Origin of the sequence: Levilactobacillus hammesii DSM 16381 (assembly GCF_001434395.1) — a bacterium.
GTDB classification, from domain to species: domain Bacteria; phylum Bacillota; class Bacilli; order Lactobacillales; family Lactobacillaceae; genus Levilactobacillus; species Levilactobacillus hammesii.
In genome coordinates, this window is record NZ_AZFS01000044.1 from 1 (window position 1) to 24,266 (window position 24,266).

Here is a 24,266-nt window from a genome sequence, read left to right on the forward strand (position 1 = left end):
AAGATTAATAGATGAATTATTGTTTTTCATCTGTCAATCTTAAGGGGACTATAGCATATGAAGGGATCGGCTGATTTTGATTTTATACGCTTAGCAGTAACGCTTACTGCACGATCTTTTCCACCTGTGGTTGGAGTTGGTGCATCGCTTTTTCAGGTGTGGTTTGAAGCGTGCTTAACTGGTTGACCGTCTGATTCAAGGCGTTGAGGTATTGGCTGTAGCCGTAGAACGCCTGGTCCTGGTGCCCGAAGGCTAAGGACTGGTAAGCGGCTTGGGCCGCCGGTGTATGCTTTAAGTAATCTTGATAGTCAGCGCTCTTCAGCGCCGCGGTGGTTAGTGGCAGGTAGCCGGTGGTCTTGGCCCACTTGAGGGTTTGTTTTTTCTGCAAGAGGTAGGTCATGAAAGCCGCCGCCCCACGCCGTTGCTTGGGTGAGGCCGATTTGAAGAGAACCAGGTCGTTTCCCTGGATGGTCGTGGCACGATTCCCCTGATAACTTGGGAACGGGGCCGCACTCCAGTGCATGCCCTTGGGGGTGCTGGCCTGCATGATGCCCAGGGCCGCGGATGAACCGGCGAAGAACAGCGTCTTGCCCTTTAAGAATTGAACATTGCCGAAGCCGTCAGTGCCAGCCGTTCTGGCCGTCTTCGCCTTGAGCATGTCCCAGATGACGTGGGTCGCCGCCAACGTGCGGGCACTGGTCAACTGGGGCTGTTTTTGGAGTAAGGGGGTCTTGGCGGCAAAGGACAGCGCGTCCAGTTCAGCCGTGAAGCTTTGGTCCAAAGCCAGGCCAGTGATGCCTTGTGCCTTGACCTGGGTACTTTCCCTCTGCAAGGCAGCCCAGGTTTGGGGAACCTGCAAGTGGTACTGCTTAAGCAGATCGCGATTGTAATACAGGACGCGGGTGGACTTTGAGAAAGGCAGGGCATAGGTCTTGCCCTGATAGCGGCTAGATGTGCGTAGAGTTGGGTAAATCTGGCTGAGTGTCTGCGACTTGAGGTAGCTGTCTAGGGGAACGGCAAAGCCGCCGTGAACGTAGTCGGGGACGTTGGTGTAGGTGGTTTGAGCCAAGGTGGGCAGCGTCTGCGACTTCGCCGCCGCGGTGATTTTCTGCTGAACGTTGCCGAAGTTGCCCTGCGCCTGAGAGACGACTTTGTAGGTCGTTTGCGAGTGGTTAAAGTTGCGAATCAGGGTGTTGAGCGCCTGCTGACTGTTACCGGTCATACCGTGCCAGAAGGTAATCGTGACGCGCTTTTGGGCCGTGGCGGTGGTCTGGCGTTGACCACAGGCGCTCAAGGTGACCAGCAGTCCCAGGGCACTCAGGGTGAGGAGAAGACGACGGATTTTTTTCATGACAGAATCAACCTTTCAAATGCGCGGGCAAGATGCCCAAAACAAGATATTTTTGAAGTACGAGATAGAGCAAGATCAGGGGGAAAATCACGCATACCGTGGCGGCCATCAGGAGCGGGTAGTTGGTGCCCTGTTCGGTGGTGAAGGCCATCAGACCCACGGGCAGTGTCCGCAGGGTTTCGTCATTGGTGACGATCAGGGGCCACATGAAGGCATTCCACGAACCGATCACTTGGAGTAGCGTGACCGCCGTAATGACGGGCCAGTTGGTCGGTACCAGGATATGCCAGAGAAATTGCCAGTCGCTGGCCCCATCGAGGCGCGCGGCGTAGTAGAGGGTCTTGGGCTGCGCCAGGAAGGCCTGATGCAGGGTCACCACCATGAGAATGCTGACGAGCCACGGCACAATCAGGGCGGCGTAGGTATTGATCCAGTGAAACTGCGCTAAGGTGATGAAGTTGGGGATGAGCAGCAGTTCGCCCGGCACCAACATCAGCACCAGCAGCAGGTCAAATAGTGAGTGACGACCGTAGAATTGCAGGTGCGTAAAGGCAAACGCCGCCAGGATGCTGGTTAAGAGCTGTCCCAGTGTAGTGGTCAGTGTGACCAGCAGTGAGTTTAAGCAGTACCGCGCAAAGGGGGCGGCCTGCCAGATGTGCAGGTAGTTCACCCAGTTGAGAGAATGGGGCAACCATGAGGTGGGGATGCTCAACGTGGTGGCGGCAGGTTGTAGGCTGGTTAGGATCATCCAGACGAAAGGAATCAGCGTCAGCGCGGCACCGATCGTTAGCACGCTCCCCTAGAGCACGGTTTGCCAGATATGACGGTTCATAGGCGACCTCCCATCCGGCGTCTCCGGTGGCGAAAGTAGCCATAGGTCAGCAGGGTGATCCCACCGACAAGAACGAAGAACACCACGCCACTGGCCGCCGCCACGGCGTATTGATTTTCGACATAGAATTTCTGATAAAGATAATACATTAAGGTAAGATCGGCGTTGCCCGGTCCGGCCGAGCCGTGGAACAGGGCATAGACCTGATCGAAGACTTTGAAGTTCGTGAGCGTCGTTTTGACGACGATTAGGATCGTCATCGGCAGGAGTAATGGCCACGTCACGTTGGTGAACCGTTGCCAGGCGTTAGCCCCATCGAGACGTGCAGCGGCCGCGTAACGTTGGTCGATATGATTGAGACCGGCTAAAAAGAGGATGATGTTGAAGCCGAGCCCCTGCCACACGCAGACCACCATCAGCGCGGCTAAGGCGTAGTGGGGGTCGTTTAGCCAATCGATGGCTGTATAACCGAACCAGCCGAGGACGTGATTCAACAGGCCGCCATCCAGACGGAAGATCCAGTTCCAGACGAGCCCAATCGCAACGGTTGACGTCACAAAGGGTAAAAAGTAGATAGTGCGAAAGAAGCCGGCGAGATGTTCGTTGCGGTTCAATCCATAGGCAATAAATAGCGATAAGACCACCGTCAGCGGCATGACCACCAGGGTGAGTAACAGGGTATTTCGGCAAGCCAAATGAAAAGTCGGATCCTGCCAAAGCGTGATGAAGTTGCCCCAACCGATGGCGTTCACGTGGTTGGTAAAGTAATTGTACTGGGTATAGGCACTCATGAGAAAAGCATTTATCAGTGGCCAAACGGTGAAAATAACGGTGATGATCAGGAGTGGGGCTAAGTAGAGAAGGGCCTTTATAGTGCTCTTCCAGGTAGGCTTGGCATTAAGCATGGGCATCACCCGCCCAAATACAGCGCCCATCAGCCGCGAAGAGGAGACATCCCGTGGGATCGAGCGCAACCGAAATTGGTGTTGGCGACACGGCCGTAATTGCCGTGCTAACGAGGGTCAGAGAGGCCGTATGTAGAATCGTTTGGTGGTCACGCCCCAACTGAACTTGTCGGCTAATGGTGCTGATCACGGTGTGGGGCGCGGTTGGGGTGGCGAGCTGGAGTGCCTCGCTGCGAATGCCAATCGTCGTGGCTTGCCGCAAGGATTCAGGAGGCAACACCTGCCGCCAAGCAGCGGGTAAGGCCGTCACGGCACAGGTGTTGAGCTGCGGCCGGCCGATGGACTGGGCCACCGTGAGATTGTGGGGCTGCCGGTACAGCTCATTTCCCGTCCCCACCTGTTGGAGACGACCGTCGGCGATAATCATGATCTGATCGGCAATCTGCAGGGCATCGTCCTGATCGTGGGTGACCAACAGGGTGGTCACCCCGGTGGTCCGTTGAATTCGGCGGATGCCGCCGCGTAACTCTTCTCGCAGCGTCGTGTCGAGACTCGACAGGGGTTCGTCCAGCAAGAGTAAGGCCGGCTTTTTAGCTAGGGCCCGGGCGATAGCGACCCGCTGCTGTTGGCCACCGGAAAGCTGTCCAGGGAATTTGGTGAGCTGGTCGGTCATCTGTACGAGGTCAGCTAGCTCCGCGACACGTTGGTAACGGGCGGTTTTGTGCACGTGAGCCATCTTTAGCGGAAAGGCGATGTTGTCGCGAACCGTTAAGTGCGGATACAGGGCGTAGTCTTGAAAGACCATACCGATGTTACGCTGACGACTGTCCTGATGGGTGACGTCCACTTGATCGAAGTAAATCTGACCGGCGTTGGGTGTTAAGAGACCGGCCAATAGGTTTAAAATGGTCGATTTCCCACTGCCGCTGGGTCCCAGCAACGCCGTGAGCTGACCGTCTGGTAACTGGGCGTTAAAGTGGTTCAGTGTCGCCGGCTGTTTGTCGTAAGCTAATGCGATATCGCGCAGGGTGATTTGCATGACGGGATGACCTCCTTTCTCAAGCTGAAGCGGTGACTGCCATCGTTTCGGCCATCGATAATGACCACTCGGCGGCCGTCTGTCACCACTTGGCCACTTTTGTGAGACGGTGGATGACGATCGCGGTAATCTACGGTCATAGGAGATGAGAGAAATGTTATTAGAAGCGAAACAGTTAACTCAGACGTTTGGTTCCCATGTGGCGGTCAACGGGTTAAACTTGCAGATTGCTCGGGGGAGCTTTACCGCATTGTTGGGACCCAATGGTGCGGGCAAGTCCACGACCATGAACCTATTGATTGGCCTGACTCAGCCCACAGCCGGTCAGGTGATCTACGGCGACGAGGCTAGGATTGGTGTGGTCTTTCAGAGTAGTGTCCTTGATGAGCGGCTGACGGTCGGAGAGAACCTGCAAATTCGTGCTCGGCAGTACCGGCACGTTGCCCCAAATAAGGTGGCCGAGGTGAGCACAGAATTGGGCCTCAATGAATTTATTCATCAGCGTTACGGGACGTTATCCGGTGGTCAGAAACGTCGCGTTGACATTGCCCGGGCCTTATTGAATGATCCCAACATTTTGTTTTTAGACGAGCCGACAACGGGACTGGACATTCAGACGCGATCGGCTATCTGGAAGCTCCTCCAGCGACTTCAGCAGGCGTGTCAGCTGACGATTGTCTTGACAACTCACTACTTGGATGAAGCGGATGCGGCCGACAACGTGTACGTGATTGATCAGGGCAAGTTGGTGGCAACGGGGACTGCCACCGCCATCAAGGCACGCTACGCCAAGGCGGTTCTGCAACTGACAACGCGAGATGTTGAGCAGTTGCGGGAACGGGTGACCGTGCGACCGACGCAATGCCGCGGCAATCAATTAACCTTTACTGTGCCCAATTCACAAGTGGCTCTCGATATTTTAACGGCTACCCGTGACCTAATCACCACCTTTGAATTTCGACCGGGAACCATGGACGATGCCTTCCTGGCGTTGACCGGAAAGGAGATGCGGTAAGATGTTAGCAATGATGAAGCGCAACCTGTTGCTGTACTTTCGTAATTGGAGCGGGGTCTTCTTTTCCCTGATGGGTGCTCTGATCTCCTTTGTGCTGTACCTGGTCTTTTTGAAGCAAAATATGCAAAGCAGCTGGGCCCACGTTCCCCATGCCACGCTGCTGCTGGATACGTGGCTGATTGGCGGGACGCTGGCAATCACCGGTATTACCACGACGCTGACGAGCCTGTCGCAGATGGTGATTGATCGGGAAAAACACATTACAGCTGACTTAATACTGACCGATGCGGGTCCCTTGCGGCTTCAGCTGAGCTATCTCCTGAGTGCGGCACTGATTGGCACGTTAATGCAGCTTGCCATGTTCGGTATTATGCTGGGGTATTTCTTCTTAGCCGATCATTTGACGGTGACGGTGGTCCAACTGGTGAATGTTCTGGGGCTGATGGTGAGCAGCTCGCTGTTGGCAACGGCCGTAAATGCCGTGATTATTAAGGGCGTTCGGACATTGGATAGCCTAAGTAAACTGGGCGCCATTGTCGGGACGGCCGCAGGGTTCTTAGTGGGCACCTACGTCCCGATTGGTATATTACCGACCTTTGCGCAGACTTTGGTAAAACTCACGCCCGGTAGCTATGTGGCGGCTCTTTTCCGGCAGTTCTTGATGTATGACTGGCTGGACGTGGCGTTTCGGCACAGTCCAGCGACACGTCCTCGTTTTGAAAAGTTAATGGGAATTCGCCTCGATTGGTTCGGTCTGTTGACCCAGCACGCAACTTACCACATAATAGGATTAATCTTTGTCGGGGCTTTATTGCTCGCTGTCGGACCAATCGGGTTGCGGCAACGGCAGCAATGGCGCCGACGACACGAATCGTAAGCTTAATCGAGGGGGCGTCAGAGGTGCAACATAGATTTGAACAACAGGCGGAGATTGATCCGTCCGATCCGCTGGTGGTGGTGCAAGCCGCGAGTCAGACGGGGGCGGTCCCGGAGCTCATGGCCTATCTGGATCGGTACCAGGCCACCCAGCCGGGAATGATTCCCGTGAAGACGCCGGAGCGCCTGGTCATGGTCAAAGTGGCGACCATTATTCTCGTGGACATTCAGGCAACGACGCTCCTGCTGTATACCACCACCGGCGTTGTTGAGACGCGTGAGCCACTACGTCATCTCGTGCAACGCGTGGCCAATCCCGATTTTGTCCAGGTCTCGCGGCACAGTGTGCTCAACCTGGATCACTTGCTATCGCTAGAAGACAGTTTTTCGGGCAATATGACGGCGTTGCTGACGAATAAGGTGAAGACGGATGTCAGTCGCAAGTACGTCAAATTATTGATGCGGCGACTAGGCGTTTAGGAGGTCATGAGGTGAATAAAGTCATAGATTATGCATTACGGGGAATGGGGTATGGTGGGGTGGCCTACCTGGTGCTCATGGCCAGTCATCTGGAACCGCTGCAGACCACCTCGCGAAACATCCTGAGCATTCTCCTGATGAGTGCCGTTATTGGCGTGTTGAGTCTGATTTTTGACAGTGACCGTGTATCCTTTTTGGTGGCGCTAGGTGGGCATTTCTGTGGGACGCTGTTGGCGGTGGTGGCGATGCTGTTCTTTAATGGGTGGCAAGTTGTTTTAATCACGCACAGTTCCTTCTGGATCATCTTTCTCGCCGTCTATGCCGGTGTGTGGGCGGCCGTGATGTTGGATCAGCACCTGCGCGTGACCAAGATTAACCGCGCATTGCGTCAGCGGAAAAAATAAGTCTTGACGAATGCCGATTTGTCGTGTATAGTTATTTATTAGAGTTTAAGAGATGCTAATAAAGAGATTCAGAGAGATTGTTTAGCAAGCCGGAGTTTCTTAGATTTGAAAGTCGCTCGCCCATTCGCAGGAATGGCGGGCGACTTTTTTGTGCCCTCATTTAATACTAACGAATTTTAACGGGATTGCGTCTCACTTTTTTACGATAATCAGCGGAAAATCGTTTTAGCTACTAATTGATTCAGCCACAGATTAATTCGGTCAGTTACCTCCGTAAGCCAGTATCTCGAGTTGGTTTCGACCAGAGAAGCCGTTATGATGGTGCCAACTATTAGGAGGGATGCCCATGCGTAAGACGGTGCTACGACTGAGTCTGGAAATTATCGGGGGAATGCTGGTCTCAGCAGTTCTGCTGTCGCTGATTGTGTCGGAGACTTACAGTTACGTTCACGCGGCGGGCATTGCCCATTACAACTTGAACCTACTGGGTGTGTCCTTTTTCCAAATTCGACACGTTGCTGGGCATCTGAGCGGCCAGACCAACGTTCAAGGGATGCGTGATATCTGGCTGGCGGGAACCATGATGATTCTGGTTTTAGGCGAATTACGCCACCGAGTCGTGTCCCACCGGTGGCTGTAGGGGGCGATCACATGCGGATGACGACACAGAAGCTCACTGGGGTGGGGATGCTGATTACGCTGGGAATTGTTTACGGCGATATCGGGACCTCGCCCCTTTATGTCATGAACGCCATTATCGACCAGGCCGGGCGTCACGAGATGACGGCCGTGACACCGGTCATGCTGGGCAGCATCTCCCTGATCTTTTGGACCTTGATGCTGATTACCACGGTGAAATATATCTTACTGGCGATGCGCGCTGACAACCGGCATGAAGGAGGCATCTTTGCTCTCTACGCTCTGGTTCGTAATCGGGCGAAATGGTTAATCTTCCCGGCATTAATTGGCGGTGCGGCACTCTTGGCGGATGGTACGCTGACGCCGGCTGTGACGGTGACCTCGGCGATTGAGGGCCTTAAAAATCAGACGATGGGACCCGTACACTTTAGTGGGTCGCAGGGCTGGGTGCTTCTGGTGGTCACGGGGATTTTGGTCGGCCTCTTCCTGGTGCAACGGTTGGGGACGCAGCTGATTGGGTGGTCATTTGGCCCGTTGATGCTAATCTGGTTCAGTTTTATCGGACTGGTGGGACTCCACAACCTGGTGCATGACCCGGCGATCTTGCGGGCCCTCTCGCCGGTGTATGCCGTGAGTTTCCTGGTTAGCCCGAATAATCGGCAGGGGATCTTTATTTTAGGCAGTATTTTCCTGGCCACGACGGGTGCGGAGGCGTTGTATTCCGATATGGGTCAGGTTGGCAAACGCAATATCTACGGGACCTGGCCGTTTGTCTATCTGATGCTGATGTTGAGCTATCTGGGCCAGGGGGCCTGGGTTAGCGCCCACGCCACACAGCTGGCGACCGGTCACGCCGTCAATCCCTTTTACGAGATGGTGCCCGGCAACTGGCGGATGTTTGCGATTGGGATTGCCACTATTGCGGCCATTATTGCCTCGCAGGCGTTGATTACGGGGTCTTACACGTTGGTTCACGAAGCGATTGGGCTGAAACTGCTGCCACGTCTGCGAATCAAATTTCCCGGAAGCGAAAAGAGTCAGCTGTACATTTCGACCGTGAACTGGTTGCTCTGTGCCGTCACGCTGGGTGTCGTGTGGTTCTTCCGGACGTCGAGCAACATGGAGGCGGCATATGGCTTAGCCATTACGATTACCATGCTGATGACGACCCTGTTACTGCAGGCATTCTTGCACCAGCGAGGGCACGGGGCACTCGCCGTGATTTATGTGGTGATCTTTGGCCTATTGGAGGGGCTCTTCCTAGTCGCTAGCCTGGCTAAATTCACCCACGGCGGCTATGTGACCCTGGGGATGACGCTGGTTATTCTAACGATCATGGTCTTCTGGTACTACGGCAATCAACGCCGTAGCGCGCACGTGGAGGATGCGGAACACGTGTCACTGCTGGACTTTCTACCGCAGTTACAGGCGTTGAGTCAGGATCGGGACGTGCCGCCGTTTGCGACGAATCTGGTCTACGTGGGTCACGTGGCGCCGGACTACGCCATTAAACGCGCGGTGGTCTACTCGATTCTGGATCAGCAACCCAAGCGCGCTGCCGTGTACTGGTTCGTGACGGTGAATGAGGCCGACACGCCGTATGAATGCAGTTATACCGTGGAAACCCTGGGTACGCAAAACGTGATGGACGTCCAGCTATACTTGGGATTCAAGAAGCCGCAACGGTTGAACGTGTACCTGCGGCAAATCGTGAATGACCTGTTGGCGGCGGGGATTTTACCCGATCAGACGCCACGGTATTCCAGTGTCCCCGGACGTCAGGTGGGTAATTTCAAGTTTGTGATGTTGAACCAGCAGCTACAGGACCTGGGTGCTCAAGATGACTTGCCGGCGCTGGACCGCCTGCTGATTGGGGGCCGCCTGCTTCTGCAACGGATCAGCCTGTCGCCACAACGCTGGTACGGCTTGGAATTCAGTGACGTCGTGGAGGAGCGGGTGCCGTTGTTTATTGGACATGCACCGGACCGGACGTTGCGGCGGACGCTTTAGTCACTTAAAGCTGGCGGTATCAACGGGGGTAGATAGCCTATTCTGACCGCGTAAAAGAAAAAATGGCATAATTCCGAGATTTCCGCGGAATTATGCCATTTTGTGTAGGATGAGTTGTTCATTTAAGGATAATGTATTGACAAGTAACCACGATTCTGAGAGGCACCGACTTAGGCACTTTACCTTTCTAGACTGACTAACTATCGGCATTTAGACCGTCCCGATGCCCAGTGCTTTGACAGAAACGGCACCTTGTGGAGTGACCGTTACCTTATAAGAAGGATGGTATAGTTCATAATTGGCATCGACTTGAAAGGTCAATCTCTTAGAAGCCGATTTGAAATGGTTAACTTTAATGAGGCGGCCATTGGCTTGACGTTGGGTACGAGTTTTTACGCGGCCATCCTGCCAGTCAAAAATAGTGGTTTCGCTATTTTGGTCGGCCAGAACAACGCGTTGGGTGCGGCCGGCGCGAACGGTGACACCGACTTTGACGTGTTGATCTATCGTGGTGGTCGTATCGGTTGTGTCAAAATTGCGGGTCAATTCGCGGCGAAGCACGTTCGGGAAAGTGCCTTTGACGACCGCGTGAACGGGTAACCAACCGATCTTTTTGCCACTGGTCGTTTCAAAGTAGAGGTAGCGCTGTCGCTTCATGGTTGTCAGCGTTTGGACAGCGTAAATTGTGCGGTAAGGCATAGGTCCGACCATAGTGAATGGCCCGATTTGATCCGAGAGTACCTTCAGGCATTTTCCAGAAGTCATCATCAGGTGTAGGCAACCAGTAAGCCGTTTTTGTGATGGCTGGCATCTTCGAAATCTTGCGGTGCACCTTGAGTCGACTGAATAGGACGTAGCCACCGTCCAATGGCGATGCCGGATGGGAGACAGGAGCTACACTCCCATGTTGCAAGGGGATTTGGTAGTCAGGGGTGATTTTGACATAGCGTTTCCCACGGACATGGATCACTTTCAAAATGGACCATTGGCTTGTGGTGTGACGTGCCTCCCCGAGGTACTTACTGTGGGGGTGTTTGGCTCGGGGATAGCTGTAAACGGGCGTATGCTTGGCCTTGAAAGTGACGATACGGTTGATTGGGTAAGTGGGAAGGGTAACTGCGCGTTTAGCTGCTTGAGCGGAAGTGCTAGAAGCGATCCCGAAACAGGCGCTCAGTCCAATTAGTAAAATGAGATGATGTTGAGACATAGGTTATTGGCTCCCTTGAAGGATTTTTAAGTGTTTCATTTATTTGCACATCCATTTATAATATTAAGTATACAACAAATCTTTGCGATTCGTGCAGGCATTGAAACTACTGGAGGTATTTTTAGGGTGTTTTGACCTCATTTGCTGATTTGAGCAACTGAATTTTAATAATAAGTATTTTAGTGTTGTCGCAGTGTTTTTGTTTTACAAGTTGGTTCAATTGTCTAATAATCAAGGTTAATTAGTTTAACTAAAATGGGGTGTCTAGATGGGGTTACTTATTTCAACCGCGGTATTGGTCGTTGCCGCAATGGTTAGCATTGTGATTAATCGGCGGTGGTTGCCACGGCTCTCTGTGAACTACGTGAGCATGCTGATCGGTGCCGTGATTGCGCTGGTCCCGTTCTTGAATGGGTTCGTGGAAAAGTTTAATTCGGATATTTTTATTGGTTTGATTGTCGCGCCGCTACTGTACTTTGAGGGCCAGAACACGCGGCTGAATCTCGTGGGCCGGCACGTGGGGGAGATTATCAGCCTGACCGTGGGGATGGTGATCCTGTGTGCGGTTGCGGCGGGCATCGGCAGCAGTCTCTTGACGGGCATCGGGTTACCGTTAGCCTTTATTCTGGCGGCCATCAGCACGCCAACCGATGCCACGGCGACTGAGTCGGTGACGATGGGGCGTGTCTTGCCACGTCGTGAACAGGTGAGCTTAAAACTGGAGTCGCTGTTCAATGACGCCTCGGGGATCATTCTTCTAAATATGGCGATCCTGTGGTACGTCAATGGTTACGTGAATTACCCGCAAACCCTGTGGGATTTTGTGTACTCGGCCGTTGGCGGGATTGTCTTTGGTGGGGTCATCAGTGGCCTGATTGTGTACGTCCGTCAATTGATGCTGCGGTCCAAAGTGAACTTTATTAACAATACGTATAACAACGGGACGCCTCTCAAGGTGATTTACTTGATGACGCCGTTTGCCCTGTACTTTGGGGCTGAAGCGGTCGGTGTCTCGGGCATTATCGCCGTGGTCTTTGCCGGGCTGGTACATAATGCCGAGGGAGAGCGGAGTTCCTTGGCCAATCCGCAATTGGCTAGTGATATTCACCAGTTGGTGGGCCTACTGAGTGATATTCTAAATAGCATCGTCTTCCTGGTGTTGGGCATCGTTTTGGTCCGCACGACGCTGGATCAGTCGGTGACTTACCGCAGTCCGTGGCTGTGGATCGCCATCGGCATCGTCCTGTATTTAGCCAACTTGCTGGTGCGTTACGCCTACGTTCGCCTGCTCCATCGTCTTTCCAATCGTGAGGCCTGGATCTTTGCACTGGGGGGCATTCACGGGGCCGTCACGTTTGCCCTGGCGTTTACGGTAGCGGAGACGCAGGTGAAGACGGCCGACTTTAACCTGGTCCTGATGTCGGAGAGTCTGCTCATTATCTTAAGCTTGCTGGTGCCGACGATCGTCTTCCGGTGGGTGTTGCCACGGGTGCAAACGGACGCCGCTATGGCGACACGAATGGCGCGGATTCGTGAGCAGATGATCGAAGCGGGCGTTCAGTCGGTGTTGGAAATGCCTATCTCACAGGAATTTAAGGACGCGGTCACATTTGACCTGCGTTCACAGAACGGCCACACCACCGTTCGTCAGTTTGTCAGTGAGTGGCGACGGATGGTCCAACACGCGGAGTACACGCCGGCGCAAATGCGCGAGCTGATGGCGATTTACCGACAGGTCTTTCAGACCGAGCGGACGTATTTATTGCGGCGGCATGAGGCGAAACATGAGATTAGTGAGGACTTCTTCAATAGGCTATATCGTGAGATTACCATGGCTGAGATGGTGGTTTTAGAATACGGGGTTGACTGAGGATGATCGGGTGGCAAGGCTGGGGTTAGAGCAGTCGTGGTCGTGTCACCATTCATGAACAAGCGCAAATAAAAAGTTCTGAGACATTGCCGTCTCGGAACTTTTTTAATTCATTTAGTTTTCGTCGTCCGCCGTTTGATTTTCCTTAGCCGAACGCTTTTCAGCATTGCGGTAGAAGATCCAAGCGACTGCCCCGAAGAAGATAGGGCCGATGATCGTCCAGAAGGCGGTCTTGTAATCGGCGTCCATGATTGGTTGGAGGCAGGTGAAGACGATCCCACCGATTAAGACGATGAGCACGATCGCCACAACAATGTTGGTGAAGGTCTTGTTCTTGTAAACCACGAATGGTCGTTCCAGGTCGGTCCGCTTCTTAAAGAATGGGAAGGCCCCAATCAAGAAGAGGTAAGGTGCTGAAGTGGAAACGTTGGCCATGTTCGTTAGGATTTGGTAGAACTCCTTGGCGGCTGAACCCCCGAAGGAGACGAAGAAGATGAAGACCGCAACCACTGTGGCTTGAATCCACATGGAGTAGGCGGGCACACCGGCCTTGTTGAGGTGCGTCATCTTCTTAGGCCACAATTTTGGTGAAGACCCCATGATAAAGGACTTCAGTGGTGAGTAGACCAGAACGAAGAATGAGCCCAGGTAAGCCATGAACATGCTCAACCCAGTCAAACGCGCCAGCACGTCCCCAATCATGACGGAAGTACCGTGGGAGAGGTTCATGGCATGACCCATGACGAGCCCCAAGTTATTCATCAAAACATAGGTGATGTTCCCCAGGTTAACGGAACCGCTACCCAAGACGTCATGCCAGTTGGCACTGACCCCCCAGAGGAAGATCGAGACGGAGTAGGCAATCGTGATGGTAATCGTGGAAATGATCAACCCCTTAGGGAAGGTCTTTTCCGGCTTATCCATGCTATCCGTGATCCCCCCCATGGATTCCATCCCGGCGTAGGCAAAGACGGCGTAGATCACGAATGACAGGAGCGCCATCGGTGACTGGAATTGTGGGTTAGGTGAGGCAATGAAACTGTGCAGACCGTTGACGGGTTCTGCCAGCTGACCCTTGTTCAGGATCCAGATGAGAATGCTGGCGATGAAGAACAGGATGGTCAGGCCCATCACAAAGATTCCCCCCAATGAAGAAATCTTCGCAATTGAACTGACCCCACGCGTAGCGAAGAAGGTGACGGAGAGGATCCAGATGATCCCCAGAATCCCAATCGTTTGCGTGGAACTCAGACCCAGAATGCCCCAAGTCTGCGTTTGGTCACTCCCAGAGATCAAGGTTGAGAGTGGAATCCACACCTTGGTTGAGGTCGACAACATCCAAATGATCCAAGAGGATAACCAGATGAAGGTCCCAATGAAGGCCATCTTTTCGCCGATGGATTCGGCCAGCCAGGAGTAGATACCCCCCTTGGCTTCCTTAAAGGTTGACCCGTATTCTGCCAGCATCAAGGCGCTGGGCAGGAAGAAGAACAGGGCGGCTAAAACGTACCAGATAATGCTGGCATATCCCATTTGGTCATAGGCCACGGTTCCGTTTGCGAAGCCGTAGATGGCCGAGAAAATCATTAAGATCAGACTGAAGAGTCCAATCTTCTTTTGCTTATCCATTAGATTAATATCTCCCATTATGTGGTGAGGACTAGTGTGCACTAGCCCGGACCGTCTGTTATAAGTTCAGGTCCTGGTGATAATTCAGCGGACCGAGGTCGGTGGCCTGTGTGATCAAGGTCGCCGCCAGCTCGCGGTAACGCCGGATTCCCAATGCGGCGTTCGCGTCAGCCTGTTGCGTTAAATAGTGTGTCAATTCGCTGCCGGAAAGGTGTTGCCCGACGGCATCCGTGTGTTGGACCGATTGCTTAAAGGCAATCCGCAGGTCCTTTTGGACGGCACTGACGGTTGGCCATGCGGTATGGTAGTGGGCATCGAGCAGCACACTAACCAGCTTGTAGACCCAGTAAGCCGATTCGGCATCGTAGGTTTCTTTCCCTAAATGGTATGCGGCGGGGGTACTCTCGATTCCCGCATAGAATGGGACGTAGACGCTTTGGGCGCCGACGCCCATGGCGAGCCACTGAATACCGGCTAAAGCGGGGTCCATCGCTGGCCGAAGCTGCAGGACGTGTGACTCTTGCGTCTTGGCCAAGCTGACTGGGCGGAACCGTTTGCGCTGTTCGGCGGTACCGGAACCCACGGGATCGTAAGGCGTTTCTTCAAAGTGACTGCTGAGATACCCCTGAGCATCGTCGACACTTAAGAGGTGATCGGCGTATTGAATAAAAGGTAAATCGAATGATTGCGGTTCCTGCGCGATCTCTGGATTGAAGCAGCGTTGGCCGTACCAAACCCGGGGCGTATTATAGTACAGATCAGATTGATCCTGCGTCCCGAAGATGTCGCGCCAACTGAAGCGGTCACGGGAGGGGTTCAAATGATTCTGGGCGACAAACTCGCGAAGGTGGCGTGCAAACTTAAAGTTTTCACGATCTTCAAAGTCAATGTCCTGAATCGCCATCTGGTTCGCTACAACCGCATAGCCATTGGCGGGGATACGCTGGGCAACCCAGTAGTGACCGGCGCCCGTTTCCAAGTACCAGGCCTCTTGTTGATCGGCGAAGAGGATACCGTTGGACTCACTCGTGCCGTAGTGCTCGACAATCTGACCGAGCAGGGCAACACCCTCTCTAGCAGACTTGATGTACGGTAGAACCACGGTAACCATGGCTTCTTCACCGATACCGTCCTTGACCAGCGGATCGGCCCCGAGTACCCGTTCATTTGAATAGGTACTTTCGGTCGCACTCATCGCAACGCCAAATTCATTGATACCGTCTTCCTCGAACAGCCCGTATTTATCGGTCCATTCGGGGGTCGCCGTGTATTTGGCGGCCGTTAGTGGTAGGGGCATAGTGAAGCCGTTGTCCGTGCTAACGAAGGTCTGCGGGGTGGTTGCGGTTTTAGCGGGGTGAACGACAAAGTGCTTGGGCCAAGCGGCCTTGGCATCCTCGTTACGTCCGATGATGACCGAACCATCCGTCGTGGCTTTTGGCCCGATTAAAATACTTGTACAAGCGGAATAATTCATGGGTGCACTCCTTTCTACATATTGAATAAATTCTCGTTACTATTCTATCATTTTTAAGGATGAGCGGGACCCGTTTCGATGATTTTTTAATTATTTTACACAAATTTCTCATGAGAATAAATATTTATACAATTTTATGATTACGGAAAATCGGGGGCTTTCAATGATTTAGGGCGTGAAAGGCCGTCCGATTAGTCATCGTAACACTAGCTAAGTCGTAGGAGTTGTGGTTAAATAGTGAAAACGACTGACGATGGGAAGATGTGAAAATGAGAAATGTATTAGAAAAAGATCGGCGTGAAGTCGGCAAACACCTCTTAATTTTGATTGGATCGGCCATAATTACGGCCATTGCCCTAAATGAATTCTTAGTTCCCGGTAAGATTTTCAGTGCGGGGATTAACGGGATTTCTCAGATTATTGCCACATTGTTGGCAGCTGGGGGCATTCACCTGAGTACCGGGTGGTTTATCTTACTCTTTAACATCCCCATTGGATTGCTGGGTTGGTTCAAGGTGGGGCGCGGGTTTACCATCTATTCGATCATGGTCGCGGTGCTCACGTCGATTCTGGCCATCGTGGTACCGGTCAACAATATCTCTAATAATTCATTATTAGCGGCCCTGTTCGGTGGCATTCTGACCGGCGTGGGGGTCGCCTATCCCTTGAAGAATGGCTTCTCTACCGGGGGAATGGATATCATTGCCGTGGTGCTGGAGAAGACCACGGGGCGGACGATCGGGACGCTCATGCTGATGATTAACTTTGGCATCGTGATCGTGGCCGGGTTCCTGTTTGGCTGGGAGAGTGCGTTATACACGATTATTTCCATTTATGCAATGTCCCGGGTCGTTGATAGCATTCATACGCGCCACCAAAAGCTGACGGCCTTCATCGTGACGTCGCAACAGGATGCCGTTATCTCAGAACTTAATAAAACTCTAATCCGCGGGATCACGGTGATTCCGTCATTTGGGGCCTACACGCGGCAGGCGAGCACGGTGCTGATGACCGTTATTTTGCGGTATGAACTTTATACATTGGAGCATGCAGTCAAGGACGTTGATCCGCGAGCTTTTGTGAACCTGGTGAATACGGTGGACATCGAAGGAAACTTCTATAATGAGACGGAACAGTTGAAGCTGCGGGAAGAAACGGCGAAAAAGTAGTCCAGTAATTGCCATCCATGGTGGTTATCGGTATAATAGGTGCATTCAATTAAGAAGGGAACGAAAAAAATGCCAATTGTTAACATTGATTTGATTGCGGGCCGTTCACAAGACCAACTCAAGGCCTTGGTACAAGACGTAACGACTGCAGTGACTAAGAACACTGGTGCTCCAGCCGAACACGTCCACGTGATTCTCCGTGAAATGCAACCTAACCGTTACGGCGTGGCCGGCGTTTTGAAGAGCGACGAAAAGTAAGCAAGATTTCCGAAATCTTATAAACCGCCACCAACTCCGACATAGTCGTCTTGGTGGCGGTTTCATTTGCAAAAACGTTTGGCGCGGCGTACACTTTTCGGTATACTAGTAGCAAGTGCGACATCACGGTGGATCTAGGCCGTTGCTAACAACGAATGAATGGAGAGTCTATGACAATGAATGATCAACAATACATGATGGCAATTGACGAAGGGACGACAAGCACCCGCGCTATTTTATTCGACCGGCACGGCCAAATTGCTGGACAGGCACAACGGGAATTTCACCAATACTTCCCACAGCCTGGCTGGGTCGAACACGATGCCAACGAAATCTGGAATGCGGTACAGTCCGTCATTTCCGATGCCCTGATCGATTCCGACGTCCAACCCTACAAGGTTCGGGGAATTGGGATCACCAATCAACGGGAAACCACGATTGTCTGGGACAAAAAGACCGGGGAACCGATCTATCACGCGGTGGTCTGGCAGTCCAAGCAGACCAGTGACTTGGCCGACCAACTTAAAAAGGACGGCTACACCGATGCCATTCACGATAAGACCGGATTGGTGATTGATTCCTACTTCTCCGCCACCAAGATTCGCTGGATCTTAGACCACGTTGAAGGGGCCCAGGAGCGCGCTGAACGTGGCGAACTGCTTTTTGGGACCATCGATACCTGGATTCTCTGGAAGCTCACCGGCGGCCGGGTACACGCCACCGATTACACCAATGCCAGTCGGACCATGCTCTACAACATTCATGATCTGAAATGGGACGATGACATCCTGAACTGGATGAACATTCCAGCTGCCATGTTGCCTGAGGTACGGTCATCTTCTGAAATCTACGGCTACACCGCTGGTTACACGTTCTCCGGGGTCCAGGTACCAATCGCCGGAATCGCTGGGGACCAACAGGCGGCTCTGTTTGGTCAGACGGCCTTTGATAAAGGGATGGTCAAGAACACCTACGGGACCGGGGCCTTTATCGTGATGAACACCGGTGAAGAACCGACGTTGTCTCACAACGGCCTGCTGACGACGATTGCCTATGGCCTCAACGGCAAGGTCACCTACGCGTTGGAAGGGTCGATCTTCGTGGCCGGCTCCGCCGTACAGTGGTTACGTGACGGGATGCGGTTCTTCGAGCACGCCGGCGAATCCGAGAAGATGGCCGTCGATGCCAAGACGACCGGGAACGTCTACGTGGTACCTGCCTTCACGGGTTTGGGTGCGCCATACTGGAACCAAGAAACGCGGGGCGCCGTCTTTGGCCTGACGCGCGGGACCACGCGTGAACAGTTCGTGCGGGCCACGGTCGAAGCCATCGCTTATCAAACGCGGGATGTTGTGGACACGATGACCAACGAAACGGGCCTAGATATTCAATCCTTGAGTGTCGATGGTGGTGCGGCCAATAACAACTTCTTAATGCAGTTCCAGGCCGATATCCTGGATACACCCATCAAGCGGGCAGCCATCAATGAAACCACGGCGCTGGGTGCGGCATACCTCGCCGGGTTAGCCGTTGGTTTCTGGCCCGACATGGATGCCATTCGGAAGATGCACGCCTTGCGGGATGAATTCACCCCACAGATGGCGGCCGACAAACGTGAGAAATGCTACAAGGGTTGGCAAGCCGCTATCAAGGCGACCCAAGCTTTTGAAGACTAAATAAATGTTGGAAACCGATCACTGGCCGCGTTGGTCGGTGGTCGGTTTTTGTTAGGAGGTTGGCGAGATGGCAATCGACTATTTACCGGTGATCAACACGCACTTTACGCTGTTTGGCGGGCACTTGGAGACGGTGCCGGCTGGCTGGCAATGGCCGGCCGAGGAACATCCGGCCTTTGAGTTGATGTATATTCTGAAGGGCCGGCAACGTACGATCACGGAGACGGGGGAATTAGTCTTGCAGGCCGGGGAGCTCACGATCATCCCCATTGAGACGCGGCACGCGAACTACGCGCTGGACCACCGCCCAATGACCTATTTCTGCATGCATTTTAATCTCGACGATCCCGCGCTGCGTTATCTGCTGATTCGCGAGTATGCGGGACGGATCATCACGCCGCAAGATGCGTTGTATCCGCGGTTGAAGCGACAGGCGGAACAGCTTATGGCCATGATCGGTCCGGATTACAACCTGGCCGATCAGCTGGATCTGCAGGTGAGTGTGATTGATCTCATCATGACGCTGGTCAAGGACTTGAAGGCGGCGGGCAAATTCACCCCGCAAGCCGCGGATGTCGACCAGTTCATGCTGTGTCACCAATTGGCCAGCGATCTCAAGGCGCAGCTGGACTACCAGGTGTACCACGCTGCGGTGCCCCAGCAGCCATCCGTGGCCCGAATTATTGCCAAACGCAACATCTCCCAGAGCTACGCATTAAAGCTCTTTCAGAAGTATTATCACGAATCACCCCAGCAGTACCTGATTAATTTGAAATTGGCGACCGCTAAGGAACTGCTGCGCCAACCGCGTGCGCGGATCAATGCAGTTTCGGCCAAACTAGCCTATACTGCACCCAGCCACTTTACCCGAGAATTTAAGAAGCATTTCGGGCAGACGCCCAGCGCTTACCTGCGCGACTTAAAAGAGAATCGTACGAATTAGGGATAGTTCTATACGAATTATCCTCTTTTTTGTGCGTAAATTTCGGATAGAATAGTTTTTGTAAGCGCTTCACGAACCCTTGACGAAGGATTTGACGATTAGAGTTAAATTATTAAGGCTTATTCACAAAAATTGATCGTATTCTTTCAAAATAAATAAGGAGTGTTTTGGAATGGCTGATGCTATCATGAATCCGACGCAAACAAAGAAGATGCCCAAACGGTTGGCATGGGGACTGTTAATTGGGTGTGTTAGCTGGATGGGGCCCTATTCAGGGATGAACGGAACGTTATTGCCTGCCAAGATTGGGATGCTTGATCCAATAAACAAGGTTAAGTTGGTGGCAACCTTTGCGGCGATTGCCATGATTGTGGCGATGTTTGCCAACTTAATTGAAGGCGCTTTATCCGATAGAACGCGTTCAAAATTCGGTAAACGTAAGCCTTGGATTATCGGAGGCACAATTGGTAGTGTGCTGATGTTTTTCGTTTTATCTTGGTCGCCGACAATTCCGATTCTGTTAATTACTTGGACAATCTATCAATTGACTCTTAATGCGATTGTTGCGCCAATGGTTGCGATTATTGCCGATGCAATTGACCCCAAGTATCGCGGAACCGTTTCCTCATTTTACGGGATTGGCATGTCGATTGGTGCTTATGGTTCAGGTGTGGTTGCTTCCCAGTTCCTAAGCAAAGTAAACATCGGAATTTGGGTGTTTGCGCTCGTACAAGTCGTTTTGACAGTTATTGCCATGTTCTTGATCAAAGAGCCCTCAAGTGCCGATGAACCAAAAGTCCCGCTCAAAGGAAGCGAGCTGTTAGCATCATTTGCGTTTCCAGTAAAGAATGCAGGCGATTTTTATTTAGCACTGTTGGGCAAGTTCTTGATGATGGTGGGATCGTACATGATTACTGGTTACCAGCTCTACATCTTGACAGACTACATGCGCTTGAGTCAGTCTACGACCTCGCGGATGGTTGCGATTATTTCAATGATTTTGATGGTCACAGCGATTGTCTTTGGTGCAGTCTCAGGACCGCTGGCAGATAAAATTGGGCGGTTGAAGATGCCCGTTGCATTGGCTACTCTAATGATTGCGATTGCCGGCCTCTTTCCATTTTTCGATGCAGCACCGTGGACCATGCTGGTATACGCCGTTCTATCTGGTATTGGAAATGGGGCCTATCTAGCGGTTGATCAGGCCTTAAATATTGCTGTGTTACCCAATCCTAAAACTGCGGCCAAGGATTTAGGCGTTATGAATTTGTCGGCAACTTTGGGTCAGATTATGGGACCAGTCACAGCAGGTGCAGTCATTTCATTAGCTGGCTACCGGCTCATATTCCCCGTCATGGCCGTTATCTGCATCATTGGTTGTGTCATGATTATGTGCATTAAAAAAGTTAAGTAGAGGAGTGAAATCATATGATCAAAATTAAAGGTGTTAACTTAGGTGGTTGGTTAGTCTTGGAAAAGTGGATGTCACCGCATTTATTTGATGGTGTGCCAAGCGATGATGAATATTATTTGGCTCAGGACTTACCCACGGCAGTATATGAAACCAGAATTAAAATGCATCGTGCGGAATTTATCACGGAAGCCGACTTTATCACCATTGCCAATCGTGGATTTAACACGGTCAGAATTCCAGTGCCCTATTTTATCTTTGGTGATCGCCCACCATTTGTGGGGTGCATTCAAGAGCTGGACAATGCATTTGCTTGGGCGGAGGCATATGGACTGAAGATTTTAATTGATTTGCATACAGTTCCAGGAAGTCAGAATGGTTTTGACAATGGCGGCATTTCTGGTGTCTGCACTTGGGCACAACAACCACAGGAAGTCGATTTTGCCCTAAGCGTCTTGCAACGACTTGCCAAGCGATATGGCAACCGTTCAGGCTTGTTGGGAATTGAAGTGTTAAATGAACCCGCGACGGCGACAATGTTTCAGTCAATGTCTACCCGATATAAGGCACGTGAGCCAGAACTTGCAGAAAAAAGTAAACCGATTACATTAGATTTCTTGTATGACTTCTATTTGAGGGCATATAATAGGTTGCGTGAAGATTTACCCGTTGATAAGGCCATTTACTTTCATGATGGCTTTGAGTTTGATGCTTGGCAGGACTTCTTTGCAACGAATTCTTTTGAAAATGTGGTTCTCGATACGCATCAATACTTGATGATGGCAGAGCTTTCCGGAACACCGCAAACTGTGGCAAATTATGTTAGAGTCATGCAGGATTTCGGGAAGAAGATTGCAGCAGTTGCCCAAGAGGTTCCCGTTGTCACTGGCGAATTTTCCTTGTTCAATTCCTATACAGCTGGGATTGATACGAAGGGCGGCGTTAACCCAACACAAGAGAAAATGGTCGGAACGGTTAATCGCCGCGATGATGCACAGTTAGTTAAGGCTTACCAAGAACTTTGGCGGGCCCAGGTTAATGCTTGGAACAATGGCAGTGGTTACTTTTTCTGGACCTATAAATTGAATATTGACACCATTAATGAACCAGCTTGGTATGGTTGGGATTCTTGGAGTGCTAGCCGTGCTTTGGATCAACATTGGATTGATCCGCAAGATTTATAAAAAGGAGATTGTCGTTTATGACTGAAATTAAAAATCCAATTCTCCCCGGTTTCACCCCGGACCCTTCAATCTTACGGGTTGGTGAGGATTACTACATTGCAACGTCGACGTTCCACTGGAATCCCGGTATTCAGGTCTTCCATTCTAAGGATCTCGCTAATTGGGAACTGATTGCGCATCCACTAGCCGATGTGCCCGAGGTTGATTTGCGGGGAACCATGACGCCCGGCGGTATCTGGGCACCCGACCTGTCCTATGACGCGCAGACAGAGCTGTATTGGATGACCTTTAGCAAGATGAACAACCAGGATGGCCGGATGTTTGATGCCGATAACTATACGATGTCTGCCTCTAGCATCCTGGGACCCTGGAGTAAGCCGATCTACCTGAATTCAATTGGGTTTGATCCTTCATTATTCCACGATGATGACGGCCGCAAGTGGGTTGTTACCCTAGAATGGGAGACCCGTCTCGGTTACCAACATCCAGGTGCCATTGTTTTGGAAGAGTTTGATCCTGAAAAGGGTAAGCTCGTTGGCGATCCCGTCCGCATCACGCGCGGCGGCACCGACCGTGGCGCCCAAGAAGCCCCCCACCTGTACAAACATGACGGTTATTATTACCTCATGACGGCCGAGGGGGGCACGGGTTACGGCCATGCCGTGGTCTTACAGCGGTCTAAGCAGATTACGGGACCCTACGAATCCGATCCGCAGAATCCCATCATCACGTCAACGCCGTACTATTACTACCGGCGGAACGATCCCGATGCCGGCCGGCCAGATCTATACAATCCGGATGCGCCGCTACAAAAGGCGGGGCACGGCTCACTCGTCTCGACGCAAACGGGCGAATGGTACGTGGCACACTTGTCGGCACGGCCCTTGCCAGGCCTGCATTCCATCCTGGGACGGGAAACGTCGCTTCAGAAGATGACCTGGACAGCGGACGGTTGGTTGCGTATGGCCGATGGCAGTAACTTGGCTAAGGCCACAACGCCAGGAATGACGGGCATTGAGCTGGATCACGCGCAACTGCCATTTAACCTAGTCGATGACTTTGGTAAGCCTGAGCTCGATCTTCACTGGTTGACGCCGTACAGCCGGCCGACTAAGGATTGGATTAACCTGAATAATCAGGGGCTGCGGTTACGGGGCCGGCAGTCATTCTTCTCCCGGATGGACGTGTCGCTTATGGCAACGGCAGTAACCAGTTTCCACGAGACGGCAACGACGAGTGTGAAGTTTAAGCCGATTCACTTCTCCCAATCCGCGGGGCTCGTTTTGTACTACGACAATCACAACTGGTTATTTGAACGACTCAGCTATGATGAAATTAATGATCAGACGGTGCTGGATGTGGTGCAGGCCAAAGATGGGGAGCGCACGGAATTGGAACCCGTGAAGATTCCGGTAGTGAGTTCGGCGGCCGAGCTTAAGGTGACGACCAACGACGATCGTGCCCAGTTCTCCTGGCGGGAAAACGTCAATGCCAAATGGGCCCCAGTTGGGGATGCCGTTGACATCAGTTACCTGTCGGATGAGGACGTTGACGGGTTCACGGGCCTGATGGTCGGGATCGGCGCCTGGGACGCCTATCGTCGTGAATCATACGCCGACTTTAGTTGGTTTATGACGGAGAATCAGGGATAAACGCGAAAAAATAGGGCGCATTCAGGGGATGACAAATCCTATGAATGTGCTTTTTGTCTATTACAATATTAGCTTACAAGAGGAGATTCCGCGCTCTTTTTGTCCTGAAATCTCATTTTGGCAGAAGGCGGGTCCCAAATTGGTCAAATTTTGCCAACTCAAAAATCATGGATGCTATTTTAGCAGATTCTTGTCGTATACAACAACTTTTTCAATCTAATTTTGATCAAGAAAGATGAGAC

General features: G+C 52.2%; 22 protein-coding genes. 15 read left to right on the forward strand and 7 right to left on the reverse strand.

Annotation, left to right across the window (positions count from 1 at the left end; translation table 11 throughout):
* Positions 1 to 103: 103 nt before the first annotated feature.
* From FD28_RS02645 to FD28_RS02660, 4 genes are all read right to left on the reverse strand, one after another.
* Positions 104 to 1,351, reverse strand: coding sequence for an extracellular solute-binding protein (locus FD28_RS02645; protein ID WP_057732306.1), 1,248 nt, complete (start codon positions 1,349 to 1,351; stop codon positions 104 to 106).
* 7 nt (positions 1,352 to 1,358) lie between these two features.
* Entirely contained in the window at positions 1,359 to 2,099 is a 741-nt protein-coding gene (locus tag FD28_RS02650) for a carbohydrate ABC transporter permease (RefSeq protein WP_083478103.1), read from the reverse strand.
* Between the two features lie 80 nt (positions 2,100 to 2,179).
* Positions 2,180 to 3,088, reverse strand: coding sequence for a carbohydrate ABC transporter permease (locus tag FD28_RS02655; protein WP_057732307.1), 909 nt, complete (start codon positions 3,086 to 3,088; stop codon positions 2,180 to 2,182).
* The gene (locus tag FD28_RS02660; RefSeq protein ID WP_057732310.1) at positions 3,081 to 4,127 is read right to left on the reverse strand and encodes an ABC transporter ATP-binding protein; all 1,047 of its coding nucleotides are present in this window, start codon (positions 4,125 to 4,127) and stop codon (positions 3,081 to 3,083) included. Before FD28_RS02660 ends, FD28_RS02655 begins: the two co-directional genes overlap by 8 nt.
* 154 nt (positions 4,128 to 4,281) lie before the next feature.
* Here FD28_RS02660 and FD28_RS02665 point away from each other — a divergent pair, with 154 nt between their 5' ends.
* The 7 genes from FD28_RS02665 to FD28_RS02695 all read left to right on the forward strand — a co-directional run bounded on the left by FD28_RS02665 (position 4,282) and on the right by FD28_RS02695 (position 10,151).
* Positions 4,282 to 5,142: an ABC transporter ATP-binding protein gene (locus FD28_RS02665; RefSeq protein ID WP_057732311.1), complete on the forward strand. Its 861-nt coding sequence runs from the start codon at positions 4,282 to 4,284 to the stop codon at positions 5,140 to 5,142.
* 1 nt (position 5,143) lies between these two features.
* Positions 5,144 to 6,019, forward strand: coding sequence for an ABC transporter permease (locus tag FD28_RS02670; protein ID WP_057732313.1), 876 nt, complete (start codon positions 5,144 to 5,146; stop codon positions 6,017 to 6,019).
* Between the two features lie 23 nt (positions 6,020 to 6,042).
* Positions 6,043 to 6,498 carry a LytTR family DNA-binding domain-containing protein gene (locus tag FD28_RS02675; protein WP_057732315.1) on the forward strand — a complete coding sequence of 152 codons (456 nt, stop codon included), beginning with the start codon at positions 6,043 to 6,045 and terminating at the stop codon, positions 6,496 to 6,498.
* Between the two features lie 11 nt (positions 6,499 to 6,509).
* A complete protein-coding gene (locus FD28_RS02680) occupies positions 6,510 to 6,902 on the forward strand; it encodes a DUF3021 domain-containing protein (RefSeq protein WP_057732317.1) in 393 nt (130 codons plus the stop codon).
* Between the two features lie 346 nt (positions 6,903 to 7,248).
* Entirely contained in the window at positions 7,249 to 7,542 is a 294-nt protein-coding gene (locus FD28_RS02685) for an LlsX family protein (RefSeq protein ID WP_057732319.1), read from the forward strand.
* An 11-nt stretch (positions 7,543 to 7,553) separates the two neighbouring features.
* Entirely contained in the window at positions 7,554 to 9,551 is a 1,998-nt protein-coding gene (locus FD28_RS02690) for a KUP/HAK/KT family potassium transporter (protein ID WP_057732322.1), read from the forward strand.
* Positions 9,552 to 9,893: 342 nt separating this feature from the next.
* A complete protein-coding gene (locus FD28_RS02695; protein WP_057732324.1) occupies positions 9,894 to 10,151 on the forward strand; it encodes a hypothetical protein in 258 nt (85 codons plus the stop codon).
* Between the two features lie 28 nt (positions 10,152 to 10,179).
* On the opposite strand, the gene FD28_RS13175 is transcribed toward FD28_RS02695, so the two are convergent.
* Positions 10,180 to 10,758, reverse strand: a complete 579-nt coding sequence (locus FD28_RS13175) for a hypothetical protein (protein ID WP_157059821.1) — start codon at positions 10,756 to 10,758, stop codon at positions 10,180 to 10,182.
* Between the two features lie 268 nt (positions 10,759 to 11,026).
* On the opposite strand from FD28_RS13175, the gene FD28_RS02705 reads away from it, so the two are divergent.
* On the forward strand, positions 11,027 to 12,628 hold the full coding sequence (locus tag FD28_RS02705; RefSeq protein ID WP_057732328.1) for a cation:proton antiporter: 1,602 nt from the start codon (positions 11,027 to 11,029) through the stop codon (positions 12,626 to 12,628).
* Between the two features lie 114 nt (positions 12,629 to 12,742).
* On the opposite strand, the gene yjeM is transcribed toward FD28_RS02705, so the two are convergent.
* Together yjeM and FD28_RS02715 are read right to left on the reverse strand one after the other, a co-directional pair.
* On the reverse strand, positions 12,743 to 14,257 hold the full coding sequence (yjeM, locus tag FD28_RS02710; protein WP_057732330.1) for a glutamate/gamma-aminobutyrate family transporter YjeM: 1,515 nt from the start codon (positions 14,255 to 14,257) through the stop codon (positions 12,743 to 12,745).
* Positions 14,258 to 14,315: 58 nt separating this feature from the next.
* Positions 14,316 to 15,731, reverse strand: coding sequence for a C69 family dipeptidase (locus FD28_RS02715; protein WP_057732332.1), 1,416 nt, complete (start codon positions 15,729 to 15,731; stop codon positions 14,316 to 14,318).
* Between the two features lie 269 nt (positions 15,732 to 16,000).
* On the opposite strand from FD28_RS02715, the gene FD28_RS02720 reads away from it, so the two are divergent.
* The 7 genes from FD28_RS02720 to FD28_RS02750 all read left to right on the forward strand — a co-directional run bounded on the left by FD28_RS02720 (position 16,001) and on the right by FD28_RS02750 (position 24,024).
* Positions 16,001 to 16,900 carry a YitT family protein gene (locus FD28_RS02720; RefSeq protein WP_057732334.1) on the forward strand — a complete coding sequence of 300 codons (900 nt, stop codon included), beginning with the start codon at positions 16,001 to 16,003 and terminating at the stop codon, positions 16,898 to 16,900.
* 69 nt (positions 16,901 to 16,969) lie between these two features.
* A complete protein-coding gene (locus FD28_RS02725) occupies positions 16,970 to 17,158 on the forward strand; it encodes a 2-hydroxymuconate tautomerase (RefSeq protein ID WP_011667624.1) in 189 nt (62 codons plus the stop codon).
* A gap of 176 nt (positions 17,159 to 17,334) precedes the next feature.
* On the forward strand, positions 17,335 to 18,834 hold the full coding sequence (gene glpK / locus FD28_RS02730) for a glycerol kinase GlpK (RefSeq protein ID WP_057732336.1): 1,500 nt from the start codon (positions 17,335 to 17,337) through the stop codon (positions 18,832 to 18,834).
* Between the two features lie 67 nt (positions 18,835 to 18,901).
* Positions 18,902 to 19,777 (forward strand): helix-turn-helix transcriptional regulator, encoded by an 876-nt coding sequence (locus FD28_RS02735; protein ID WP_057732338.1) that lies wholly within the window; start codon positions 18,902 to 18,904, stop codon positions 19,775 to 19,777.
* A gap of 172 nt (positions 19,778 to 19,949) precedes the next feature.
* On the forward strand, positions 19,950 to 21,191 hold the full coding sequence (locus tag FD28_RS02740) for an MFS transporter (protein ID WP_057732340.1): 1,242 nt from the start codon (positions 19,950 to 19,952) through the stop codon (positions 21,189 to 21,191).
* Positions 21,192 to 21,205: 14 nt separating this feature from the next.
* The gene (locus FD28_RS02745) at positions 21,206 to 22,372 is read left to right on the forward strand and encodes a glycoside hydrolase family 5 protein (protein ID WP_057732342.1); all 1,167 of its coding nucleotides are present in this window, start codon (positions 21,206 to 21,208) and stop codon (positions 22,370 to 22,372) included.
* 17 nt (positions 22,373 to 22,389) lie between these two features.
* Positions 22,390 to 24,024, forward strand: coding sequence for a glycoside hydrolase family 43 protein (locus FD28_RS02750; protein WP_057732344.1), 1,635 nt, complete (start codon positions 22,390 to 22,392; stop codon positions 24,022 to 24,024).
* The last annotated feature ends 242 nt before the right edge of the window (positions 24,025 to 24,266 follow it).